Source organism: Sorangium sp. So ce124 (genome assembly GCF_051525235.1).
Classification (GTDB): Bacteria; Myxococcota_A; Polyangia; order Polyangiales; family Polyangiaceae; genus Sorangium; species Sorangium atrum.
In genome coordinates, this window is sequence record NZ_CP150312.1 from 11267731 (window position 1) to 11286733 (window position 19003).

Here is a 19003-nt window from a genome sequence, read left to right on the forward strand (position 1 = left end):
GCACGGGGATTGACCGAGAGAGGAACATGAAGATCACAAGCACCGCATGGGTCCTTCTGCTGTCCTCTCCAGCCGCCCTGGGGTGCGGAGCAGAGCCGTTCGTCCCACCGTGCGCGGAGGGGGGCACCTGTGACCCAGAGCCCTCGGCCGCGCCCTCGGAGGAGGAGTGTATCCAGGGGCTCGCCGCGCTGCGCGTGCAGGCTGGGTGCGGGGTGTTCGCGAGCCGGTCGTTTGGAGACGACGGCAATCCCGGCACGATGGAGAAACCGGTGAAGACGCTCGCCCGTGCGGTCGCGCTCGCGCCGCGTGCTCGCGGGCGGGTGTTCGCCTGCACCGACTCTTACGCTGAGGGCATCACCTTGCGCTCCGGCATCGATCTGTGGGGCGGCTTCGTTTGCTGGGCGAGATGGATCCACTACACGGAAGGGTCAGCCAGCGGGGTGGTAACGCTCCTTTCTCCAGACGCCGGGGGTCCCCCGATCACCGTGGTGGCAGCGCAGGACGACGGCGAAGGGGCCACCGATGGCGTATCGACGATCGTGGACATGCAAGTGCAGCAGAGGCGCATGGTGGAGCCGGATCGCTCTTCCATCGCGATGAAGCTCCAGCCGGGCGCGGTCGTGGAGGTGCTTCGGAGCGTGATTGAGGCGGACAGGGGCGGGGGAGGCAAGCACGGCGAGGATGCGGTCTACGTCGATCCGCAGCCATCGTACGGGGAGATCGGAGCGATCGGCAGGGACGCTTGCTCGGCAGCGACCGTGGCCGGCGCGCCCGCCGTGACAACCGTGTGCGGCGACATGGTATCGACGGGCGGCAAAGGGGGCGACGGGACCCCGGACCGCGGTGGCGATGCCGAGGACGGCAAGCCGCTGACGGCCTCGAACTCGAGCTACGTAGGCTTGGGCGGCGCGGGCGCAAAGGACGGCGCCCGGTGCGAGGACGGTCGCCGTGGGGCAGACGGCGCGCCGGGCGAGCCTGGCGCAGCCGGCGAGGGTGGACGTCTCACCGAGGCCGGGTGGGAAGGTGTGCCCGGCCGCCAGGGCGGCACGGGAGCGCCCGGCCAGGGGGGCGGAGGGGGCGGCGGCGCGCCGGGTGGCCGGAGCGCCTGCGGCAACGCGGCGCTGGGCGGCGCGTCGGGAGGCTCGGGCGGCGGCGGCGGTTGCGGCGGCAAGGGCGGTTACGGCGGCGCTGCGGGCGGCGCGAGCATCGCCATCTTCGCCCATCCGGGCAGCAAGCTGACCCTGCGGGAGACGCGCGTCATCACGGGCCCGGGCGGCGGCGGAGGTCGAGGGGGCCGAGGCCAGTTCGGCGGGCAGGGCGTGCAAGGAGGCCCGCCGGGGCTGGATCCGCCCATGCTCGGCGAACACGCCTGCCGAGGCGGCTACGGCGGTTGGGGCGGCATGGGCGGCTACGGTGGCGGGGGCTCAGGCGGGCCCTCGATCGGCATCGCCTACGCCGACGACGAGCAGCTCACCCTGGATCGCGTTACGTTCGAGATCGGCGAAGGCGGCCCGGGCGGCATCGCGGAAGTGCTCGACGAGACGCGCGACAAGGCGAATCAGGGCAGCGACGGCTTCTCCACCGAGATGATGCGCTTCTCGCCGTAGGTCCGCGCGCGGGATCGCCGCGACCGGTTACCCTGCTCGATCCGGAGTAGGGTAGGACGAGCGCCTCGCCCCAGCACCAGCCGCTGTATTGATGGCCGCTCCCATGGTCGCTCTCCGCGGCGGGAACGTCCACCGCGCGTCGTGCGCTCGCGTCACGTGCAGCGCCGCCGGCGAGCATGCCTTATGCGTTGTCGTTGCTCGGCCCTTCCAGCGGCCCCTCGGGCGCGTCCCACCCGCCGGGAGGCTCTTGGATTCCCAGCGCGGCGAGTAGCTCGCGGGCGGCCGCCGAGATGCCTTTGGGGATCTCGGGCCCTGGCTCCCAGGCCGACAGCAGCGCGCGAAGCCTCCGGGCGGGCGCGGCGAATTTCTGCTGATCGAGCTCCGTTCCGAAGGCGGACAGCAGCTGGTCCACGTGCTCGATCAGGTGCTCTCGCGATGGCCACGACGTCGCCTTGGCCCACAAGCGCGGCGAGGCGAGCGCGCCGGCGATGTTCACGGCGCCCGCGACCGCCTGGGCCAGCCAAGCCGCCTTCTTCGACGCGTCTCCGTAGCTCCGCGGCGCGGCCGCGGCCTCCGCCGCGGGCGGCGGCTCGGCTTCGCCCGTGTCGCGATCGATCGCCCGGACCTGATAGCCGTCGTCGTTCTCCCAGCCGCAGGCGGGCACCCTTATGCCGAGCGAAAGACAGAAACGCCGGGCCGCCTCGTACACTGCCTGCGGGACCTCCTCGCCCTCTCTCCAGGTAAGAACCGCCTCCCGGAGCTCGCGCGCTCGCTCGCGGGGCTCATCGAGCGGGAAATACCCGATGTGGTCGTCGGCCGCCTGGAGGACTTCCGCGCGCGTCGGTCGTCTCACGAGGGTCGACAGCCTGCGGGCCGAGGTCATCTCACGCAACAGGTCGAAGGCGTTGTTGAGGGCCTCGCCCTCCTTGTCGTCAGGGTCCGATCTTCGACGGATGGTGCGCGGCTCTCGCGGTTAGGTAGGCTTCACGGTATCGTCTCTCCTGCTCACGGATACGGCATACTACGCCGCAGATGGCAAGCACACTTCCTTCCCAGCTCTCCTTGCATCGATGATGTGAGCGGTGTTGACGAGCCCGATGTGAGAGAACGCCTGCGGAAAATTGCCGAGCTGGCGACGCAGCTCGGGGCTGTACTCCTCGGCGAGCAGGCCGACATCGTTGCCGAGGGAGACCAGGCGATCGAGGAGCGCCTCCGCCTCGTCGAGGCGGCCGACCATCGCGTAGTTGTCGGCGAGCCAGAAGCTGCAGATGAGGAAGGTCCCCTCGTGCCCCGGCAGGCCGTCCACCCCCGTCTCGGTCGCGTAGCGCAGGACGAGGCCATCCCGGGTGAGGCCCTTCTCGATCGCCGCGACGGTGGACAGCATGCGGGGATCATCCGCGGCCAGGAAGCCCATGTGCGGGATCAGGAGCACGCTGGCGTCGAGGGCCTCCGAGCCGTACGATTGAGTGAACGCGCCGACGCGCGTGTTGAATCCGCGATCGAGCAGGTCGAGGCGGATCTCCTCGCGCAACGCGCGCCAGCGCTGGAGCCGCTTCTCCAGTCGATGCTGTCCGCCAACGCCGAACTCCTCGTTCATGCGTATGGCGCGATCCACGGCCACCCAGGCCATCAGCTTCGAGTGCGTGAAGTGCAGCTGCTTCGCCCCGCGCACCTCCCAGATGCCTTCGTCCGGCCGCTGCCAGGACTTCTCGACGAAGTCCACGATCTCCACGATGGGGTCCCACGTGTGCGGCAGATCCGGCAGGCCTTGTGCATGGGCGTCGTAAAGCGTGTTGAGCACCTCGCCGTAGACGTCGAGCTGAAACTGATCGTAGGCTCCGTTGCCGATCCGCACCGGTCTCGATTCCTCGTATCCCGGGAGCCACGGCAGCTCGATCTCGGTGAGCCGATGCTCCCCGGCCACGCCGTACATGATCTGCAGCTGCGCAGGAGCGCCGGCGACCGCGCGCATGAGCCAGTCGCGCCAGGCCTGAGCTTCCTCGAGGTACCCGCCGCGCATCAGGGCGTCGAGCGTGAGCGTGGAGTCGCGCAACCAGCAGTAGCGATAGTCCCAGTTGCGAAAGCCGCCGAGGTCCTCCGGCAAGGACGTGGTCGGCGCCGCCACGATCCCACCCGTGGGCGCATAGGTGAGCGCCTTCAGCGTAAGGAGCGACCGCATGACGGCATCACGCCAGCGGCCCTGGTAGCGACAACGGCCCGCCCACTCTCGCCAGTGACGCTCGGTTCGCGCGAGCTCCTGCTCCGCATCGACGGGGTGAGCCGGCGCGTGTTCATGCGACGGGTAGAACGTGAGGGTGAACGGAAGGCGCTGACCCGCGCGGACGACGAAGTTCGTCTCCAATCGGGCGGCGTTCCAGTCGGGGTCAAGCGATGCTGGGCTGCTGAACGCAAGCGCGGCGGGTCCAGACGTGAGCGTCGCTCGGCCTCCGTCACACTGGATCCACGGGATCACGCGGCCGTAGCCGAACCGCGCCCTCAGATCGGAGTGCATCGGCACTTCGCCCTCAATTCCTTCGACGATGCGGATGACGTCGTGGGCTCCGTCGACGAGCCGGCTGGCGTCGCGCGGGGCGACGCCCGGGGGCATGAAGTCGATCAGGCGCGCGCGGCCGCTCTCACAGGCGAACTCGGTCTCGAGGACCAGCGTGTCCCGCCGATAGCGCCGCTCCAAGCTTCGTATCGCCGTGGCTGGCCGGATGGTCCAGTAGCCGTGGTCGTCGCGTCCGAGCAGCTTCGCGAAGCACGCGTCTGAGTCGATGCGTGGCAGGCAGAGCCAGTCGAGCGAGCCGTAACGCGAGACCAGACCGACCGTGGTCGTGTCACCGATGAGACCGTAGTGTTCGAGCGGAGCTGACATCGCTACACTATGCATGTCCGTGCCTGGACCGCAATCCTGGAGCCGATCGTTCGCCGCCCAGACTGCCTGATCCGATCCGCGTCCGCAGCGCCGTGCCCCACCACGTTTGCTCGCTCATGCACCAAATTGGCAATCCGCCGAGAGCTGCTCCGCGACAGCACGCGGATGGGCACGCCCCTTGCCTCGCCGCCGGAGGCGCGAAGGTGTACTTGGCAACCCGGACACACGGATCTGTCATGCTGCAAGCAAGAAAGCTCATCAATGCCCTCGTGGCGGGGCGGCGCGACGCCCGTCTGCGAGGAACACGGAAGAGTTGCGCCCTGGAGTTCAGCGACGACGAGCGGGTCGTCGTGGAGGTCAACGACGGGGAATTCGGGATCGCGCCCGAGAGCGCGAGCGAGGATTGCCAGCTCTCGTGCTCGCTCGACGACTTCTTGAGGATCCTGCGCGGCGAGCAGAACCTGATCACGGCGATCATGCAGGGCCGCGTCGGCGTGCGAGGAGACATGGCCGTCGCACAGATGTTTCAGAGCGCCTTCTGCCCGGGGGACGAACAGACTCTCGAGGCGACGCGGTGAAAGTTCGTCACGGGAATCGGAGGGGCACATGGAACGGCAAGTGAGCATCCTGGACGGCGGTACCTTCGTCGTCAGCGACGTGCGCGGCAACATCGAACACTCCGTCAACCGGCCGCTCGGCCTCTTTCACCTCGATACGCGCTTTCTGTCCGAATGGATCCTGACGATCGACGGCATCGTCCCGGCCGCGCTGTCCACCGACGACGTGCAGTACTTCCAGGCTCAGTTCTTCCTCGTCCCGAGGCCCGCCGCCATGTACGTCGAATCGACCCTGTCGATCGTCCGAACCCGGTTCGCGGGCGACGGGTTCCACGAGGACCTCCTGCTCATGAACCACGGAAAGGCCCCCGTCGACCTCGAGGTCCGCATCCAGGCCGCCGCCGACTTCGCCGATCTGTTCGAGGTCAAGGACATGCTCCAGAAGAAGGGCGAGCGCTATCACCGCATCGAAGACGCGCGGCTCGTCCTCGGATACCGTCGCGAGCGATTCGTGCGCGAAACATGGATCTCCGCGTCGCAGCCCGCGCAGGTCGATCCAACCGGCCTGACGTTCCGGGTGCACATCGAGCCGCACGGCAGCTGGAGCACCTGCCTCGACGTCCTGGCGGCGATCGACGGCCTGGAGGAGCGGCACAGTCGGGTGAAGTACGCCCATGGCGAGAACCACGCGCGACCGAACATCGGCACCAGCCTCGAGAGCTGGATCGACAGGGCGCCACGGCTCATCACCTCGAACGACGCCCTCGCGCGGACCTATGAGCGGAGCCTCATCGACCTCGCCGCGCTTCGATTCTTCTCCAAGCTCATGCCGGACGCCGCCATTCCGGCCGCTGGCCTGCCGTGGTTCATGGCGGCGTTCGGCCGCGACAGCATCATCACGAGCCTGCAAGCGTTGCCCTTCGTCCCCGAGCTCTCGCGCTCCACGCTCCGCTACCTCGCGCGCCGGCAGGGCAGCCGCCGGGACGACTTCCGCGACGAGGAGCCAGGAAAGATACTCCACGAGGTTCGATGGGGCGAGCTGACAGCCTTCGAAGAGCGGCCCCATTCCCCCTATTTCGGCTCCGCGGACTCGACTCCGCTCTTTCTGGTCCTGCTGGACGAGTACGAACGCTGGACCGGCGACGCCGAGCTCGTCCTGGCCATGGAACACACCGCGCGCGCCGCTCTTCGATGGATCGACGAGTGGGGTGACCGCGATGGCGACGGGTATGTCGAATACGACACGCGCAACCCCGAGACTGGACTGGAGAACCAGTGCTGGAAAGACTCGTGGGATTCCATCGTATTTCATGATGGAACGCTCGCGCCACGGCCCCTCGCGTGCTGTGAGATCCAGGGCTACGTCTACGACGCGAAGGTGCGGAGCGCCCGGCTCGCTCGTGAGCTCTGGCGGGACCCCGAGCTCGCGGCGCGCCTGGAGCGAGAGGCGGCGGAGCTGAAGCGTCGATTCAATCAAGACTTCTGGATCGACGATCGCGGGTTCTTCGCGCTCGCTCTGGATGGCCACAAGCGCCAGGTCGATTCCTTGACGTCCAACATCGGCCACCTGCTCTGGAGCGGTATCGTCGAGACGTCGAAGGTGGAGAGGGTGGTCGAGCACCTCGTCGGCCCTCGTCTGTTCAGCGGCTGGGGCGTGCGCACCATGGCCGACGACGAGGGCGGGTACAATCCCATCGGGTATCACGTCGGCACGGTCTGGCCGCATGACAATTCGCTCATCGCGCTCGGGCTCCGGCGCTACGGCTTCAGGGTGGAGGCGGGGCGCATCGCGACGAGCAACCTGGCCGCGGCGCCGTTCTTCCATTACCGCTTGCCGGAGGCGTTCGCTGGATATCCACGAGAGCTTACGAAGTTTCCTGTCGAGTACCCGACCGCGTGCAGCCCGCAGGCCTGGGCCACGGGGGCTCCCATGCTCTTTCTGCGCGCTGTGCTCGGGCTGGAGCCGATGGGCGATCGCCTGCTCGTCGATCCGGCGGTCCCTGGCGAGTTCGGGGAGATTCGACTCCTCGAGATCCCTGGGCGCTGGGGCAGGAGCGACGCCTTCGGTCGGGCGCGCCCGGAGCCCGGGGCGAGAGCGGCGTGAGGCGTTCGGGGGCCGAGGGAGCTCGGACCAGCTCGAACCCACGTGACGGCGACCCGCTCTGCCCGCCAGAAGCCCGGCCGGAGATGACCGGACTTCTGGCGTGGGTAGGGGTCAGGCTGCCGGAGCCATGGCTTCTCGGCGCTCCGGCGGCGCCATGAACTCGGGACCCACCGGATCGCGCACCGTCTCGGCGAGCACGGCGTCGATGTGAGCGCGGGCTTCGTCGTCGAGATGCCAGCCCATCACATCGCCGATCGGCGCGAGCTCATCCGGTCGTCGCGCGCCCCAGAGAGCCACCGAGACTCCCCGCTGGTCGAGCACCCAGCGCACCGCGAGCGCGAGCACGCTCCGAGCGTAGCGGTCACGCGCGAATCGCTCGAGGCGCCTCACGGCTTCGAGGTACTGCGCGAAGCGTGGGGGTTGGAACTTCGGATCGGTCTTCCTGAGGTCGTCCCCCTGGAACGCGGTCTTCTCGTCGATGGCGCCGCTCAGGAGCCCGCGGCAGAGCGCGCCGTACGTGAGCGTGGCGACCCCGTTGTCGTGGCACCACGGCAGGATGTCGCCCTCCGCCTGCCGCTCGAAGAGGTTCAGCGGCGGCTGGGCCGAGGCGATCGGCGCGACGGCGCGGAACCGGACCATCGCGTCGATCGAATAGTTGGAGACGCCGATCGCGCGGATCTTGCCGTCACGCTGGAGCTCGAGGAGGGCCCTGGCCGTCTCCTCGTAGGGGGTCTGCGGATCCGGCCAGTGAACCTGATAGAGATCGATGTAATCGGTGCGCAGCCGTCTGAGCGAGAGCTCTATCTCCTCGAAGATCTGCCTTCGCGTCCCGTTCCTGAAGAGCGCGTCCCCGCGGCGCTCGAGGCCCACCTTGGTCGCAAGGACGACCCGGTCGCGCTGACCCCGCTCGGCGACGGCCCGTCCGACGACCTCTTCGGAGTGGCCGAACCCGTAGGCCGGCGCTGTGTCGATCAGGTTGATCCCGAGGTCGAGCGCCGCGTGAATCGTTCGAACCGACATGTCGTCGTCGGCGCCGCCCCATTGATACCCGCCCATGGCCCAGGTCCCGAGGCCGACTCGACTCGCCGGGATCGGCACATCACGAATGTTCGCAACCTCCATAGCCAGCCTCCTTGCGGCAAAACGACGCCCGGTCACCGCCGCATCTCGGGCGCCGCTTCGTTCTCCGATCTCTCCGATCGCCGCCGGCGCAAGACGACCCGGGCAGGAGAGCCGTCGAGACCCTCGAGGCGCAGCGGCAGGCAGACCAGGTCGTACCAACCCTGCTCGACGCGCGAGAGATCCAGCCCTTCGATGATGCAGACTCCGGCGGCGAGCAGGACATGGTGCGTCTCGGCCCCGCGATCCATGCCTCCGATCGACAGGTAGTCGATCCCCACGGTCCAGACGCCTCGCTCGACCAGGTGATTGGCCGCCTCGAATGACAGATAGGTGTAATCCGAGCGAAATTGCGTTTCGTCCCAGTGCGCGGAGTTTCCCGTCTTGAACAGGACGCGATCGCCGGGGCGGATGTCGGCGGGATCGACGTGGGCCGGCGTGATGCGATCATACTCTCCGAGATCGAGGACGCGCGCTGGCCCGATGAGCCGCTCGAGCGAAACACGGTCGATGCCCGCGCCGTGGACGATGAAATGAGCCGGAGCATCGACGTGCGTGCCGGTGTGCGTGCCCAGCGAGAGATGGGAGACGGTCGCGGGATCGCCGCGCTGGAGATCCTGCGTCTGGACGATCTTTACCTCGGGGTTGCCCGGCCAGTGCACCATCCCGTTACGGATCGGTACACTCACGTCGACCCACAGCTCCTTCGACTGGTTCAGGGCTGATTGTTTCATGGATGCCTCCCTCGGAGGCATCCATCGTGCCCGCTGGCGTCGACGAGGCGGCGGCCTCAAGCGGCCATGAGGTTCACGGGCGACATCGGCTCCTGTCCGGACAGGACTCGGACGATCTCGTTGGCCGCGAACCGTCGGACGAACTCGATCGACTCGTCCGAGTAGTATGCGGCGTGGGGCGTGATGACGACATTGTCGAGCGAGAGGAGCGGGCTCGTGGGCTTCCAGTCGCGCCGCTTGGCCGGCTCCTCGGCGATGTCGTCGAGCCCGGCGCCCGCGATCCAGCCCTCCTTGAGCGCCCGGTAGAGCGCGCTGTCGTCGATGATCGGGCCGCGGGCGGTGTTCACGAGGATCGCCGTCGGCTTCATGCGCCGGAGCTCGCGTTCCCCGATGAGACCACGCGTCTCGGTCGTCAGCGGCGCCTGGAGGACGAGGTAGTCGGAGCGCTCGAGGAGCTCGCCGAAGGGCACCGGCGCGGCGCCCGCGGCGCGGATCTCGTCCGGGTCGAGGAAGGGATCGTGCGTCATGATTCGCGCGCCGAAGCTCGCCATCCTCGCGCTGATACCCCGGGCGATCGCGCCGAAGGACAGGAGCCCCAGGGTCGCTCCCCGTATCCGGTGGATCGGCCGGCCGTCCTGCCAGGACCAGGAGCCACGGCGCGTGGCGCGATCGTAGGCGGGCAGCTTGCGGGCGAGCGTGAGCAGGAGCGCCACGGCGTGATCGGCGACCTCGTCGGCGCACCAGTCGTTCGGCGCGTTGGTCACGCGGATCCCGCGCCTTGTCGCCGCCGCGACGTCGACGGTGTCGACTCCCGTGCCGTACCGGGCGATGACCCGGCAGCGCCGGAGCCCCGAGATCGCTCGCTCCTTGACCTCCGCGTACTGCGTGAGCACGCCGGCGGCGTCGTGGGCGGCAGCCGCGACATCCTCTTCGGTCTTGCACTGCGCGGCGACGACCTCGAAGCCGGCCGGCTCCAGGAGAGAGCGCTCGACGTCAATGTCGCCGAAATCGTAGTCCAGCACGACGACCGGCCCCGTCCTTTCCATGCTCATGGGGTTCACCTCCGTTTCCAGAACCGTTCAGTGGGAGTGACGGGGCAGCCCGCGAAGCTGCACCAGGTGTTGGTACCGAAGGGCAGGCTCGAGGCACGCGCCGCTGGACAGCGGACCGACCGTGCTCCGGTAGATCTCCTGCCATGGAGTCTGGCTCTCGAGCTGCGGCAGCTTCAGGGACTTGCGGCGCTTGTCGAGCTCCGCGTCGGAGAGCAGCACGTCGACGCGGCGCCGCCGCAGATCGATCTGGATGCGATCCCCCGTCCGGAGCAGCGCAAGGCCCCCTCCCACCGCGGACTCGGGCGACGCGTTCAGGATCGAGGGGCTGTCCGAGGTGCCGCTCTGGCGGCCGTCGCCGAGCGTGGGCAGCGACGTCAACCCACGTCGAATCAGCGCGTCGGGGGGCTGCATGTTCACCACCTCCGCGGAGCCGGGATAACCTACCGGCCCCGTATTGCGCATGACGAGGATGCAGCTCTCGTCGATCCCGAGCGACGGGTCGTTGATGCGAGCGTGGTAATCCTCCGGCCCCTCGAACACGACGGCGCGCGCCACGAAGACATCCGGATGTTCTGGATCCGACAGGTAGCGGTCGCGAAAGGCATCGCAGATCACGCTCGTCTTCATGACGGCCGAGTCGAAGAGGTTCCCGCTCATGACGAGCACTCCTGCCGCGCTGCGGAGGGGGTCCTCGTACGGTCGGATCACGTCGCGGTTGGTGGCGACGGCGCTGGCCACGTTGTCACCCACGGTTCGTCCGGATACCGTGAGAGCGTCGGCGTGGAGGCGGCCCGCGCGGAGCAGCTCGTTCATGACCGCGGGGGCCCCGCCCGCGCGATGAAAGTCCTCCCCCAGGAAGCGCCCGGCGGGCTGGCAGTCGACGAGCAAGGGGACGTCTTGCCCCACCCTCTGCCAATCGTCGTCGGTCAAGTCGACCCCGACATGGCGCGCGATGGCATTCATATGGATCGGGCAATTGGTCGATGCGCCGATCGCAGAGGCGACGGCGATCGCGTTCTCGAACGCGGCCTTGGTCATGATCGCGCTCGGCGTCAGGTCCTCGTGGACCATCTCCACGATCCGACGTCCAGTAGCGTACGCCATCTGCGCCCGCTCCCGGTAGGGCGCCGGGATCGCCGCGCACCCTGGCAGCGTCATGCCGACGGCCTCGGCGAGGACGTTCATCGACAATGCCGTTCCCATGGAATTACAGTGCCCCGCGCTGGGCGCAGCCGCGGCGACCATGTCCATGAACTCCGCGTAGCTCACCTTGCCAGCCGCCAGCAGCCTGCGCGCCTCCCAGACCACGAGCCCCGAGCCGGCGAGCCTTCCCTGGTAATACCCGTTCAACATCGGCCCGCCCGAGAGGACGATCGCGGGGAGGTCGACCGTCGCCGCCGCCATCAGGCAGGACGGCGTCGTCTTGTCGCAGCCCGTCGTCAGCACGACGCCGTCGAGCGGGTAGCCGAAGAGCACCTCCACCAACCCGAGGTACGCGAGGTTCCGGTCGAGGGCTGCAGTGGGCCTCTTGCCCGTCTCCTGGAGCGGGTGCGCCGGGAACTCCAGCGGGATCCCGCCGGCGTCACGCACGCCGTCCTTGACGCGGTCCGCCAGGCTCAGGTGGTGGCGATTGCACGGCACGAGATCGCTCCCCGTCTGGGCGATCCCGATGATGGGGCGCCCGCGTTGGAGCTCTCCGCGGGTCAGCCCGAAGTTCAGGAAGCGCTCGAGGTACAGCGCCGTCATCTCCGGATTGCCCGCGTCGTCCCACCAGGCTTGACTTCGCAGCGTTCGCCTCTGGTTCACCGCTCCCTCGCTCCCGCAGAGGCCGATCGCGCCGCGCTCCGTCCGGGAGCCGGAAGCCCTCCGTCGCGCCGCTTCGTCGAGGCCTCTCCGATCTGGATCACCGTCTTCACACCGCCCCCCGCTGCTCGCAGCAAGGCCGGCGCCTCGTCGAGCGCAACCCGTCGCGCGATCACGCGGCGCACGGCGTCGGGGAACCGGATTAGGCACTGCTCCAGCATCCGGACGGCGGCTTCGTACGAGGCGTGGTCAGCGTTCACGGTCCCGAACATCACCTGATTCTGCATGACGAAGTTGTGCATCAGACCGGCGCCGTCGAAGCCGAACTCGGGCCTCGGCGCGGGGACGCCTGTGAGGATGAACGTGCCATTCACCGCCAGCGCGGGGAGCGTCCGGAACGCGAATTCTGGCACGCCGACCGCTTCGACGATCACATCGAACCGGCCCATGCGGCTCGCGAGCCCGTGGATGTCGGTGGACTCGCTCGACACGTAGTCGGCGCCGATGCTGCGCACGATCTGGGCCCGATCGTCGTCATCCGGCTCTCTCGAGAAGACGACGGTCCGATAGCCCTTCACGACAAGGCCCATCGCCGTGAGCACGCCGATCGGTCCGGCGCCGAGGACCAGGGCCTGCGCCCTGTCTTTGTCCCATGGCAGGCGGGCCAGGATGGCGTCGAGCTGGGCGAACGCTTTGGCCGCGACGCTCAGCGGCTCGACGAGGACGCCGAGCTCGCCGACGGCCGGAGGGACGGGGACGAGGTAGCGTTCCTCCTCGACGAAGAGCTCGGTCATGAAGCCGCCTGCTCCCGAGATGCCGCGCTCGACGAACTGCCCCGTCGTGCAGAAGTCCTGGTGCCCGACGCGGCAGGCCGGGCACTCGATTCGGTTGCAGGGACGGCGCACGGTCGGCACCACGAGATCCCCTGGGCGAACGCGAGCCACGCCCGCGCCGGTGCGCACGACCTCCGCGAGGGCCTCGTGTCCCAGCACGAGCCGGTCCGTCCCTGCCGGCGCCGACCCATAGGCGAATGCCGCAATCTCTCGGTCGGTTCCGCACACGCCGACTTCGAGCGTGCGCAGCAGGACGTGCCCGGGTGCCAGTCGCAGGCCATCCGGTTCGTCTTCCTCGATGAGACGCACAACCCTCTCGGACATCAGCGCCGCAAGCGATCTCATGCGCTCTCTCCTGCGACAATCGGGGGCACCGCCGCCGTGCGGGCGCTCCATGCGCCGCTCCTGGGAATGTCGCAAGCCCACGGGGGGCAGATCGGCTCGCGACGCTCGGGCGAGCGACCTAGTCGTCGTCGGGCGGTTCTGGCCGGCGAATCGATCCTGCCCGCCGTCCGCGTCAGGGCGGAGGCTTGCGGCTGCCCGGCGGCGGAGCCGGGGCTTCGGTTGCGGCGGCGCCGGCCGCGGTGGCCAAGCCGGCGACGATGCCATCCCAGTGGCTGCCCTTCCAAAGGACCTTGCCGCAGCGGTCGCACCGCCAGAACTCGTCGTGGCGATCCGCGACCACCGCCGGCACCGCATCCCGCACGCTGTCCTTCGGGGCGGCCGTGAGCGCGCCGCCGCACGCCATGCAGCGGGGGTCCCGCACGGGCAGCCCGAGCTCCCGCAGCACGAAGCCGGCCTGCTCCGTCGGCCGCAGCCCGCGCGGCACGTAGAGCCCGCGCACGGCCGCGGTGCGCAGGGAGCGCCGCTCGAACACGCCGGCGTCGGAGCTCAGCAGCACCCGGCCGGTCTGCTGCGCGAGGCGCACGAGATCGCCGTCGTCGATGCCGTGCTCGAACATGGCGTCGTAGCCCGCGCCGCGCAGCCAGCGCGACAGGCCGCCCAGCATCGCGTCGCACAGGAAGCTCGGCGCCCCCGCGCCGCCCTGCGCCGGAGCCGCGCTGTCCTGCGCCGCCGCGGCGCCTTGCGCCGGAGCCGCGCCGCCCTGCGCCGGATCGGCTCCGCCGCCCGCCTCACCCACGAGCACGCCCCATCGCGCTCAGGATGGCGGAAGGCCAGCGGGCGGCAAGGGCGCCGCCGGCGAAATCCCCACGCGCCCGCCGCGCGCTGCTACCGTCGCCGTAGGGTCAACCGATCGTGGAGGAGTCGATGTCGATGAAGCGTGCATGGTGCTCCTGCGTGGCGGCCGCGCTCGCCGTGCTGGCGAGCGCGCAGCAGGCGTCGGCCTACTGCCGCTCGAACACCTGCAAGAGGTCGGAGCTCTGCCTACAGGACGACCAGCCGGTCGGTGATTGCAAGCCGCTCCGCTGGGCGGGCGATTGCATTGGTTTCAGCATCCAGGAAGACGCGTCCAGCGAGATCTCCTACCAGGAGATCTCCGACGTGCTCGATGCCGCGTTCGACACGTGGATGCAGGCGCCCTGCGACGGGGGAACGCCGGGGCTCCGCGTCCAGAACCTCGGGCCCGTCGCCTGTGGAGCGGTGGAGCTCAACGCAAGGGACGGCAAGACGAGGATCGTCGACGGCCTCGTGCCGGGCAACGCCAACGTGGTCGTCTTCCGCGATATGGAGTGGCTCGCGAGCTCGGGGCACAACACCGAGATGCTCGCGCTCACGACGGTGCAGTTCGACAGGAAGACCGGTGAGCTCTGGGGGGCCGACATGGAGATCAACAGCGATCTCTACGACTTCACCGTCGGGGACGACTCCGCCGCGCCGAGGGAAGATCTGCTCGCCATCGTCACGCACGAGGCCGGGCATTTCCTGGGCCTCGACCACTCCATGGCCGGCCCCGAGGCGACAATGCACGCCAGGTACGACAGGTCGGACCCGATGAACTTCCGAACGCTGCACGAGGACGATATCGCGGGCATCTGCCAGATCTACCCCCCTCGGGATCTCTCCGCGTCGACCTGCAACCCCATCCCTCCACACGGGTTCGCGCCCGAGTGCGCCGAGGATCAGCTGGTCCGCTGCAGCGCGGCGCCGCCCGCCGCCGGCGGCCCAGGGTGGAGCGCCCCGCTCGCCGTCATCGCGATCGGCGCGGCCGCCTGGCTCCGCGCCGTCGGGCGTCCCCGCGCCGGCGAGCGCGGCCCGGATCGGCGACTGCCGCACCTCAACCGAGGTCGCCGGTGAAGCGGATCGGCACGCGGAACGCCGTGAACATGGCCTTCACGTGCCTGGGCGAGAAGAGGGCGTCGAGCGTCGTGTCCTCGACCCCGCGGCCCTTCACCAACTCGTAGAGCTCGAGCAGCGAGTACGCGCAGAAGAGCTCGAGGCGCTTTCCGATGTGCTTCAGGATCCTGCCGCGGCTCCTGTAATACGGAGCGTAGTCGCCCTTGTAACGACGATCGAGCGCTTCGATGCGGTACTCGTACTGCACGTAGGAGCGCTCCCCGAGCGCGCGATTGCAAAGGAGCTCGGCTCCGACGTACGCGCCGGTGTCGCCCACCTCGACGCCGGGCCCGTCCCCGAAGACCCAGAGCCCGTCGAAATGGGGCTCTTCGGCCTCCCGCGGCTCCTCGTGCGTCTTCGGGTGTCCGGGCGAGACCGAAAAGCACGCTCGAAATTCGTCGCGGATCTCGGCGCTGCGTGCGAGGAGCGCCTCCATCTGCCGCTCTTTCGGGACCGAAAGCAGTTTGGCTGTTTTGCCCATGAGCGGTGCTTAGAACATCACGACGTGGGTTCGGAAGTCGGGTGACACGTAACCGATGCGGAGCCGCCGCTCGGACGAGCGATCGTTGTTGTGGGGGCCTGTGCGGCGAGGGGGCGGGCATGCCCCGATTTCGCAAACTACACCTCCACGCCCTCCAGTCGCAAGGCCTGTGCGAGGCGGTCGCGGCAACCTTCTGCGATGACGCCGGCATGCGCTGCGATGATGCGTTGGGCAGCAGGATCTGAGCGAGATCGAGGCGAGGCTGCGGCAGTTCCCGACCGGCATCGACGACTGGACGTTCACGACCAAGAACGGCTCCGAGATGCGCCTCATGGTCGTGACGCCGATCGCCGGATCCACCACGCCTATGCGCCGATCCCGGGAGGGAAGCCGTAGCTCGCGCTGCCGTTACTGTGGCTCACGGCTGGAGGGCGCGCGAGGAGCGGCTGGGCGTCGAGGCTTCGTGATCCCTCGACGAGCGGCTCGATGGCCGCTATCCTGTCACCGTCCGCAACGAACGCTACGCCCAGGTGTAAGGATGGATACAGCCCAGTCAGACGATTGAGCCGCAGCAACCCCTGAAATCGTTGCTGCGGCCATCTGCTCTCGATCGTTCGACGAACGCCGTCCTGGAGGCAGATCGCCGCCGAATGTCCACCATTTGCGCGGGTGTATCGTCGTGCCTCGAACAATATCAAGAACCTGGAATTTCTCGCTGTCCGCAGCGCTGCTGCTGATGGCTCCTTTCGACCTGCTGGCCTCGCTGGCCATGGATGTCTACCTGCCGGTGGTGCCGATCATGCCAGGCATCCTCGGCACATCGCCGGCGGTCATTCAGCTGACGTTGAGCCTCTACATGGTCGTCCTGGGCGCGGGACAGCTCGTGTTCGGGCCCATTTCGGACAGGATTGGCCGCCGGCCGGTCCTGCTGGGCGGCGCAGCCTTGTTTGCGGCCGCGTCGTATCTGCTTGCGGGCGCCGTATCCGCCGCAGCGTTCGTCGTTCTTCGCATTCTTCAGGCGCTGGGCGCGGCCGCGGCGCTCGTCGCGACCTTCGCGACGGTGCGCGACGTCTATGCGGAGCGCGCCGAGGGGACGGTGATCTACGGCCTGTTCGGCTCGATGCTGGCGTTCGTGCCCGCGCTGGGACCCGCGCTCGGCGCTCTGCTCGCGGACCACCTCGGCTGGCGCGCGATCTTCATTGCGCTCGGCGTCGCCGCCACCGCGGCGGCGCTGAACGCGGCGCCGAGGTGGCACGAGACTCGGCCCGTGAACGCGTCGAAGCCACGCGCGGCGCTCGGTGGGATCCTGGCGGACGCGTCGTTCTGGACCTACACGCTCGGTTTCAGCGCGGCGATGGGCGCGTTCTTCGTCTTCTTCTCGACCGCGTCACGGATCCTGATCGATCGGGTCGGCTTCTCTCAGCTCGTCTTCAGCCTCGCCTTCGCCACCGTCGCCCTCGTCATGATCGCGACGACCCGGTTCGCGAAGCGATTCGTGGCGCGATGGGGAAGGGCCGGGAGCCTCGTCCGCGGGATGGGGATGCTGCTCCTGGGAGCCGCGCTGCTCGCCGTCGGGCAGGTGATGGCCTCTCCGTCGTTCTGGACGTTCATCCCGCCCATGTGGATCATCGCGATCGGCATCGTGTTCGCCAGCTCGGTGACGGCGAATGGCGCGCTCCAGCGCTTCAGCCACGTCGCCGGCACCGCTACCGCGCTCTACTACTGCATCGAGAGCCTGGTCGTGGGAATCGTCGGAACGACGCTCGTCATCCTGCTGCCTGGGGATACGGCATGGCCGCTGGCGGCCTACTGCGCGCTCATGGCCCTCGTTGTGCTGGGCTTCGTCAGGCGGGTGGAGAGGTCCCCGGCTCGGGATGTCCTGTGCGCTCGCGAAGCGGATCGCTCAGATCATGAAGCCGCCTGAAACGTCGAGATCGGCGGCGGTCGTGTGACGGCAGCTGTCGGATATCAGGGCAGCGATCACGTCGCCCACGGCGCGGCGCGCGCGACGCCGTGGTCGGGCACGGACGGCATCGCCGCCCACGAGGAGATCTCCTGTCGTTCCATGCTCATTCAGGGCTCCTGTTGATTCGATTCCGGGGTTGTCGGCGAGCCGGGAGCGAGCGCGGCCGGGTCGCGGGGGGACGGCGCGAGCAGGGCGACCCGCCCCGTGGACACGAACTGCGAACGCGAACCGACGAGAGCCCCCGAACCATCATGGCGGATGCTCGTGGCGGCCGCCAGCAGCGGCCGATCTCGGGCGTGGCGCGCGGCACCCCCGTGGCAGCATCGTTGCAACGCCGGCGCGGGCGACCCTCACGGCCCCTCTCGGGCCCTCCACCGGAGGACCGGAATGCACATCACCCACGCGACGAACGCCGTCACCGAGGACGTCGGCGGCCTGCTCCACGGCTGCCTGGCGGACGCTGAGCACGACCGCGACATCCCCGAGATTGACCTCCTGAGCCCGCTCACGATCCGCGGCGTCCGCTTCCGGAGCCGCGTCGTGATGTCCCCGATGTGCCAGTACTGGGCTCGCGGAGGGCTCGCCAACGACTGGCACCTGGTCCACCTCGGCAGCCGCGCGGTCGGCGGCGTGGCGCTCGCGATGGTCGAGGCCACCTCGGTGACGCCGGACGGCCGGATCACGCCGGCCGATCTCGGCATCTGGAGCGACGCGCACGCCGAGCCGCTCGCGCGCATCGCGCGGTTCGTCGAGGCCCAGGGCGCGATCGCCGGCATCCAGCTCGCGCACGCCGGCCGGAAGGCGAGCTGCGATGTGCCCTGGCGGGGCGGCGCTCGGCTCAAGACACCGGAGGAGGGCGGCTGGGCGGTGGTGGCCCCGAGCGCCCTGCCGTTCGCCGAGGGGGATCCGGCCCCGCTGGCGCTCGACGAGGCGGGCATCGACGCCGTTGTCGACGCGTTCGAGGCGGCCGCGCGCCGGGCGCTCGGCGCGGGCTTCCGCGTGCTCGAGATCCACGCGGCGCACGGCTACCTGCTGCACGAGTTCCTCTCGCCCCTCAGCAATCACAGGACGGACGCCTACGGCGGCAGCCTCGAGAACCGGATGCGCCTCCTCCTGCGCGTCGCCGAGCGCCTGCGCCGGCACATGCCGGCGGATCTCCCGCTCTTCGTCCGCATCTCCGCGACCGACTGGGCCGAGGGCGGCTGGGACATCGATGGTTCGGTGGAGCTCGCTCGCCGCCTCCGCGACCTCGGGGTCGACCTCATCGACGCCTCCTCCGGAGGCCTGGTCCCGAGGGCCCGTATCCCGGTGGGCAAGGGATATCAGGTCGGCTTCGCGCAGAGGATCCGCGAGGAGGCGAGGATCCGCACCGGCGCGGTCGGGCTGATCACCGAGCCCCGGCAGGCCTCCGAGATCATCACGGGCGGCGACGCCGACCTGGTGTTCGTCGGCCGGGAGCTGCTGCGCGAGCCCTACTGGGCGATCAAGGCCCAGCAGGAGCTCGAGGCGGAGCCGACCTGGCCGGTCCCGTACGGATATGCCGTGAAGCGGCGGGCGAGGTGAGATGAAGCCCT

15 protein-coding genes are annotated in these 19003 nt (G+C 69.1%); 6 read left to right on the forward strand and 9 right to left on the reverse strand.

Annotated features, from left to right (window positions below):
* Positions 1-26 precede the first annotated feature (26 nt).
* Positions 27-1607, forward strand: a complete 1581-nt coding sequence (locus tag WMF19_RS42305; protein WP_437895558.1) for a hypothetical protein — start codon at positions 27-29, stop codon at positions 1605-1607.
* 181 nt (positions 1608-1788) lie between these two features.
* Here the strand turns inward: WMF19_RS42305 and WMF19_RS42310 are convergent, their stop codons facing one another.
* Positions 1789-2460 (reverse strand): hypothetical protein, encoded by a 672-nt coding sequence (locus WMF19_RS42310; protein ID WP_437895559.1) that lies wholly within the window; start codon positions 2458-2460, stop codon positions 1789-1791.
* A gap of 168 nt (positions 2461-2628) precedes the next feature.
* The gene (locus WMF19_RS42315; RefSeq protein WP_437895560.1) at positions 2629-4485 is read right to left on the reverse strand and encodes a glycoside hydrolase family 15 protein; all 1857 of its coding nucleotides are present in this window, start codon (positions 4483-4485) and stop codon (positions 2629-2631) included.
* Positions 4486-4721: 236 nt separating this feature from the next.
* Between WMF19_RS42315 and WMF19_RS42320 the strand changes: the two genes are divergently transcribed.
* Both WMF19_RS42320 and WMF19_RS42325 read left to right on the forward strand, forming a co-directional pair.
* Complete coding sequence (locus WMF19_RS42320; RefSeq protein ID WP_437895561.1) at positions 4722-5063, forward strand: SCP2 sterol-binding domain-containing protein; 342 nt, start codon at positions 4722-4724, stop codon at positions 5061-5063.
* A 28-nt stretch (positions 5064-5091) separates the two neighbouring features.
* On the forward strand, positions 5092-7146 hold the full coding sequence (locus WMF19_RS42325) for an amylo-alpha-1,6-glucosidase (protein ID WP_437895562.1): 2055 nt from the start codon (positions 5092-5094) through the stop codon (positions 7144-7146).
* Between the two features lie 111 nt (positions 7147-7257).
* On the opposite strand, the gene WMF19_RS42330 is transcribed toward WMF19_RS42325, so the two are convergent.
* The 6 genes from WMF19_RS42330 to WMF19_RS42355 all read right to left on the reverse strand — a co-directional run bounded on the left by WMF19_RS42330 (position 7258) and on the right by WMF19_RS42355 (position 13828).
* A complete protein-coding gene (locus WMF19_RS42330; RefSeq protein WP_437895563.1) occupies positions 7258-8268 on the reverse strand; it encodes an aldo/keto reductase in 1011 nt (336 codons plus the stop codon).
* Positions 8269-8300: 32 nt separating this feature from the next.
* Positions 8301-8999 (reverse strand): cyclase family protein, encoded by a 699-nt coding sequence (locus WMF19_RS42335; RefSeq protein ID WP_437895564.1) that lies wholly within the window; start codon positions 8997-8999, stop codon positions 8301-8303.
* A gap of 56 nt (positions 9000-9055) precedes the next feature.
* Positions 9056-10051, reverse strand: a complete 996-nt coding sequence (locus WMF19_RS42340; RefSeq protein WP_437895565.1) for a C-terminal binding protein — start codon at positions 10049-10051, stop codon at positions 9056-9058.
* 27 nt (positions 10052-10078) lie between these two features.
* Positions 10079-11857, reverse strand: a complete 1779-nt coding sequence (locus WMF19_RS42345; RefSeq protein WP_437895566.1) for an IlvD/Edd family dehydratase — start codon at positions 11855-11857, stop codon at positions 10079-10081.
* Positions 11854-13032, reverse strand: a complete 1179-nt coding sequence (locus WMF19_RS42350; RefSeq protein ID WP_437895567.1) for a glucose 1-dehydrogenase — start codon at positions 13030-13032, stop codon at positions 11854-11856. Before WMF19_RS42350 ends, WMF19_RS42345 begins: the two co-directional genes overlap by 4 nt.
* 172 nt (positions 13033-13204) lie before the next feature.
* On the reverse strand, positions 13205-13828 hold the full coding sequence (locus WMF19_RS42355) for a Mut7-C RNAse domain-containing protein (RefSeq protein ID WP_437895568.1): 624 nt from the start codon (positions 13826-13828) through the stop codon (positions 13205-13207).
* 134 nt (positions 13829-13962) lie between these two features.
* Between WMF19_RS42355 and WMF19_RS42360 the strand changes: the two genes are divergently transcribed.
* Positions 13963-14943: a matrixin family metalloprotease gene (locus WMF19_RS42360; protein ID WP_437895569.1), complete on the forward strand. Its 981-nt coding sequence runs from the start codon at positions 13963-13965 to the stop codon at positions 14941-14943.
* On the opposite strand, the gene WMF19_RS42365 is transcribed toward WMF19_RS42360, so the two are convergent.
* Positions 14924-15418 (reverse strand): hypothetical protein, encoded by a 495-nt coding sequence (locus WMF19_RS42365; protein ID WP_437895570.1) that lies wholly within the window; start codon positions 15416-15418, stop codon positions 14924-14926. The two genes, WMF19_RS42360 and WMF19_RS42365, sit on opposite strands and share 20 nt — an antisense overlap.
* 724 nt (positions 15419-16142) lie before the next feature.
* Here WMF19_RS42365 and cml point away from each other — a divergent pair.
* The gene (gene cml, locus WMF19_RS42370; RefSeq protein WP_437901735.1) at positions 16143-17387 is read left to right on the forward strand and encodes a CmlA/FloR family chloramphenicol efflux MFS transporter; all 1245 of its coding nucleotides are present in this window, start codon (positions 16143-16145) and stop codon (positions 17385-17387) included.
* A 429-nt stretch (positions 17388-17816) separates the two neighbouring features.
* Positions 17817-18992: an NADH:flavin oxidoreductase/NADH oxidase gene (locus tag WMF19_RS42375; protein ID WP_437895571.1), complete on the forward strand. Its 1176-nt coding sequence runs from the start codon at positions 17817-17819 to the stop codon at positions 18990-18992.
* The last annotated feature ends 11 nt before the right edge of the window (positions 18993-19003 follow it).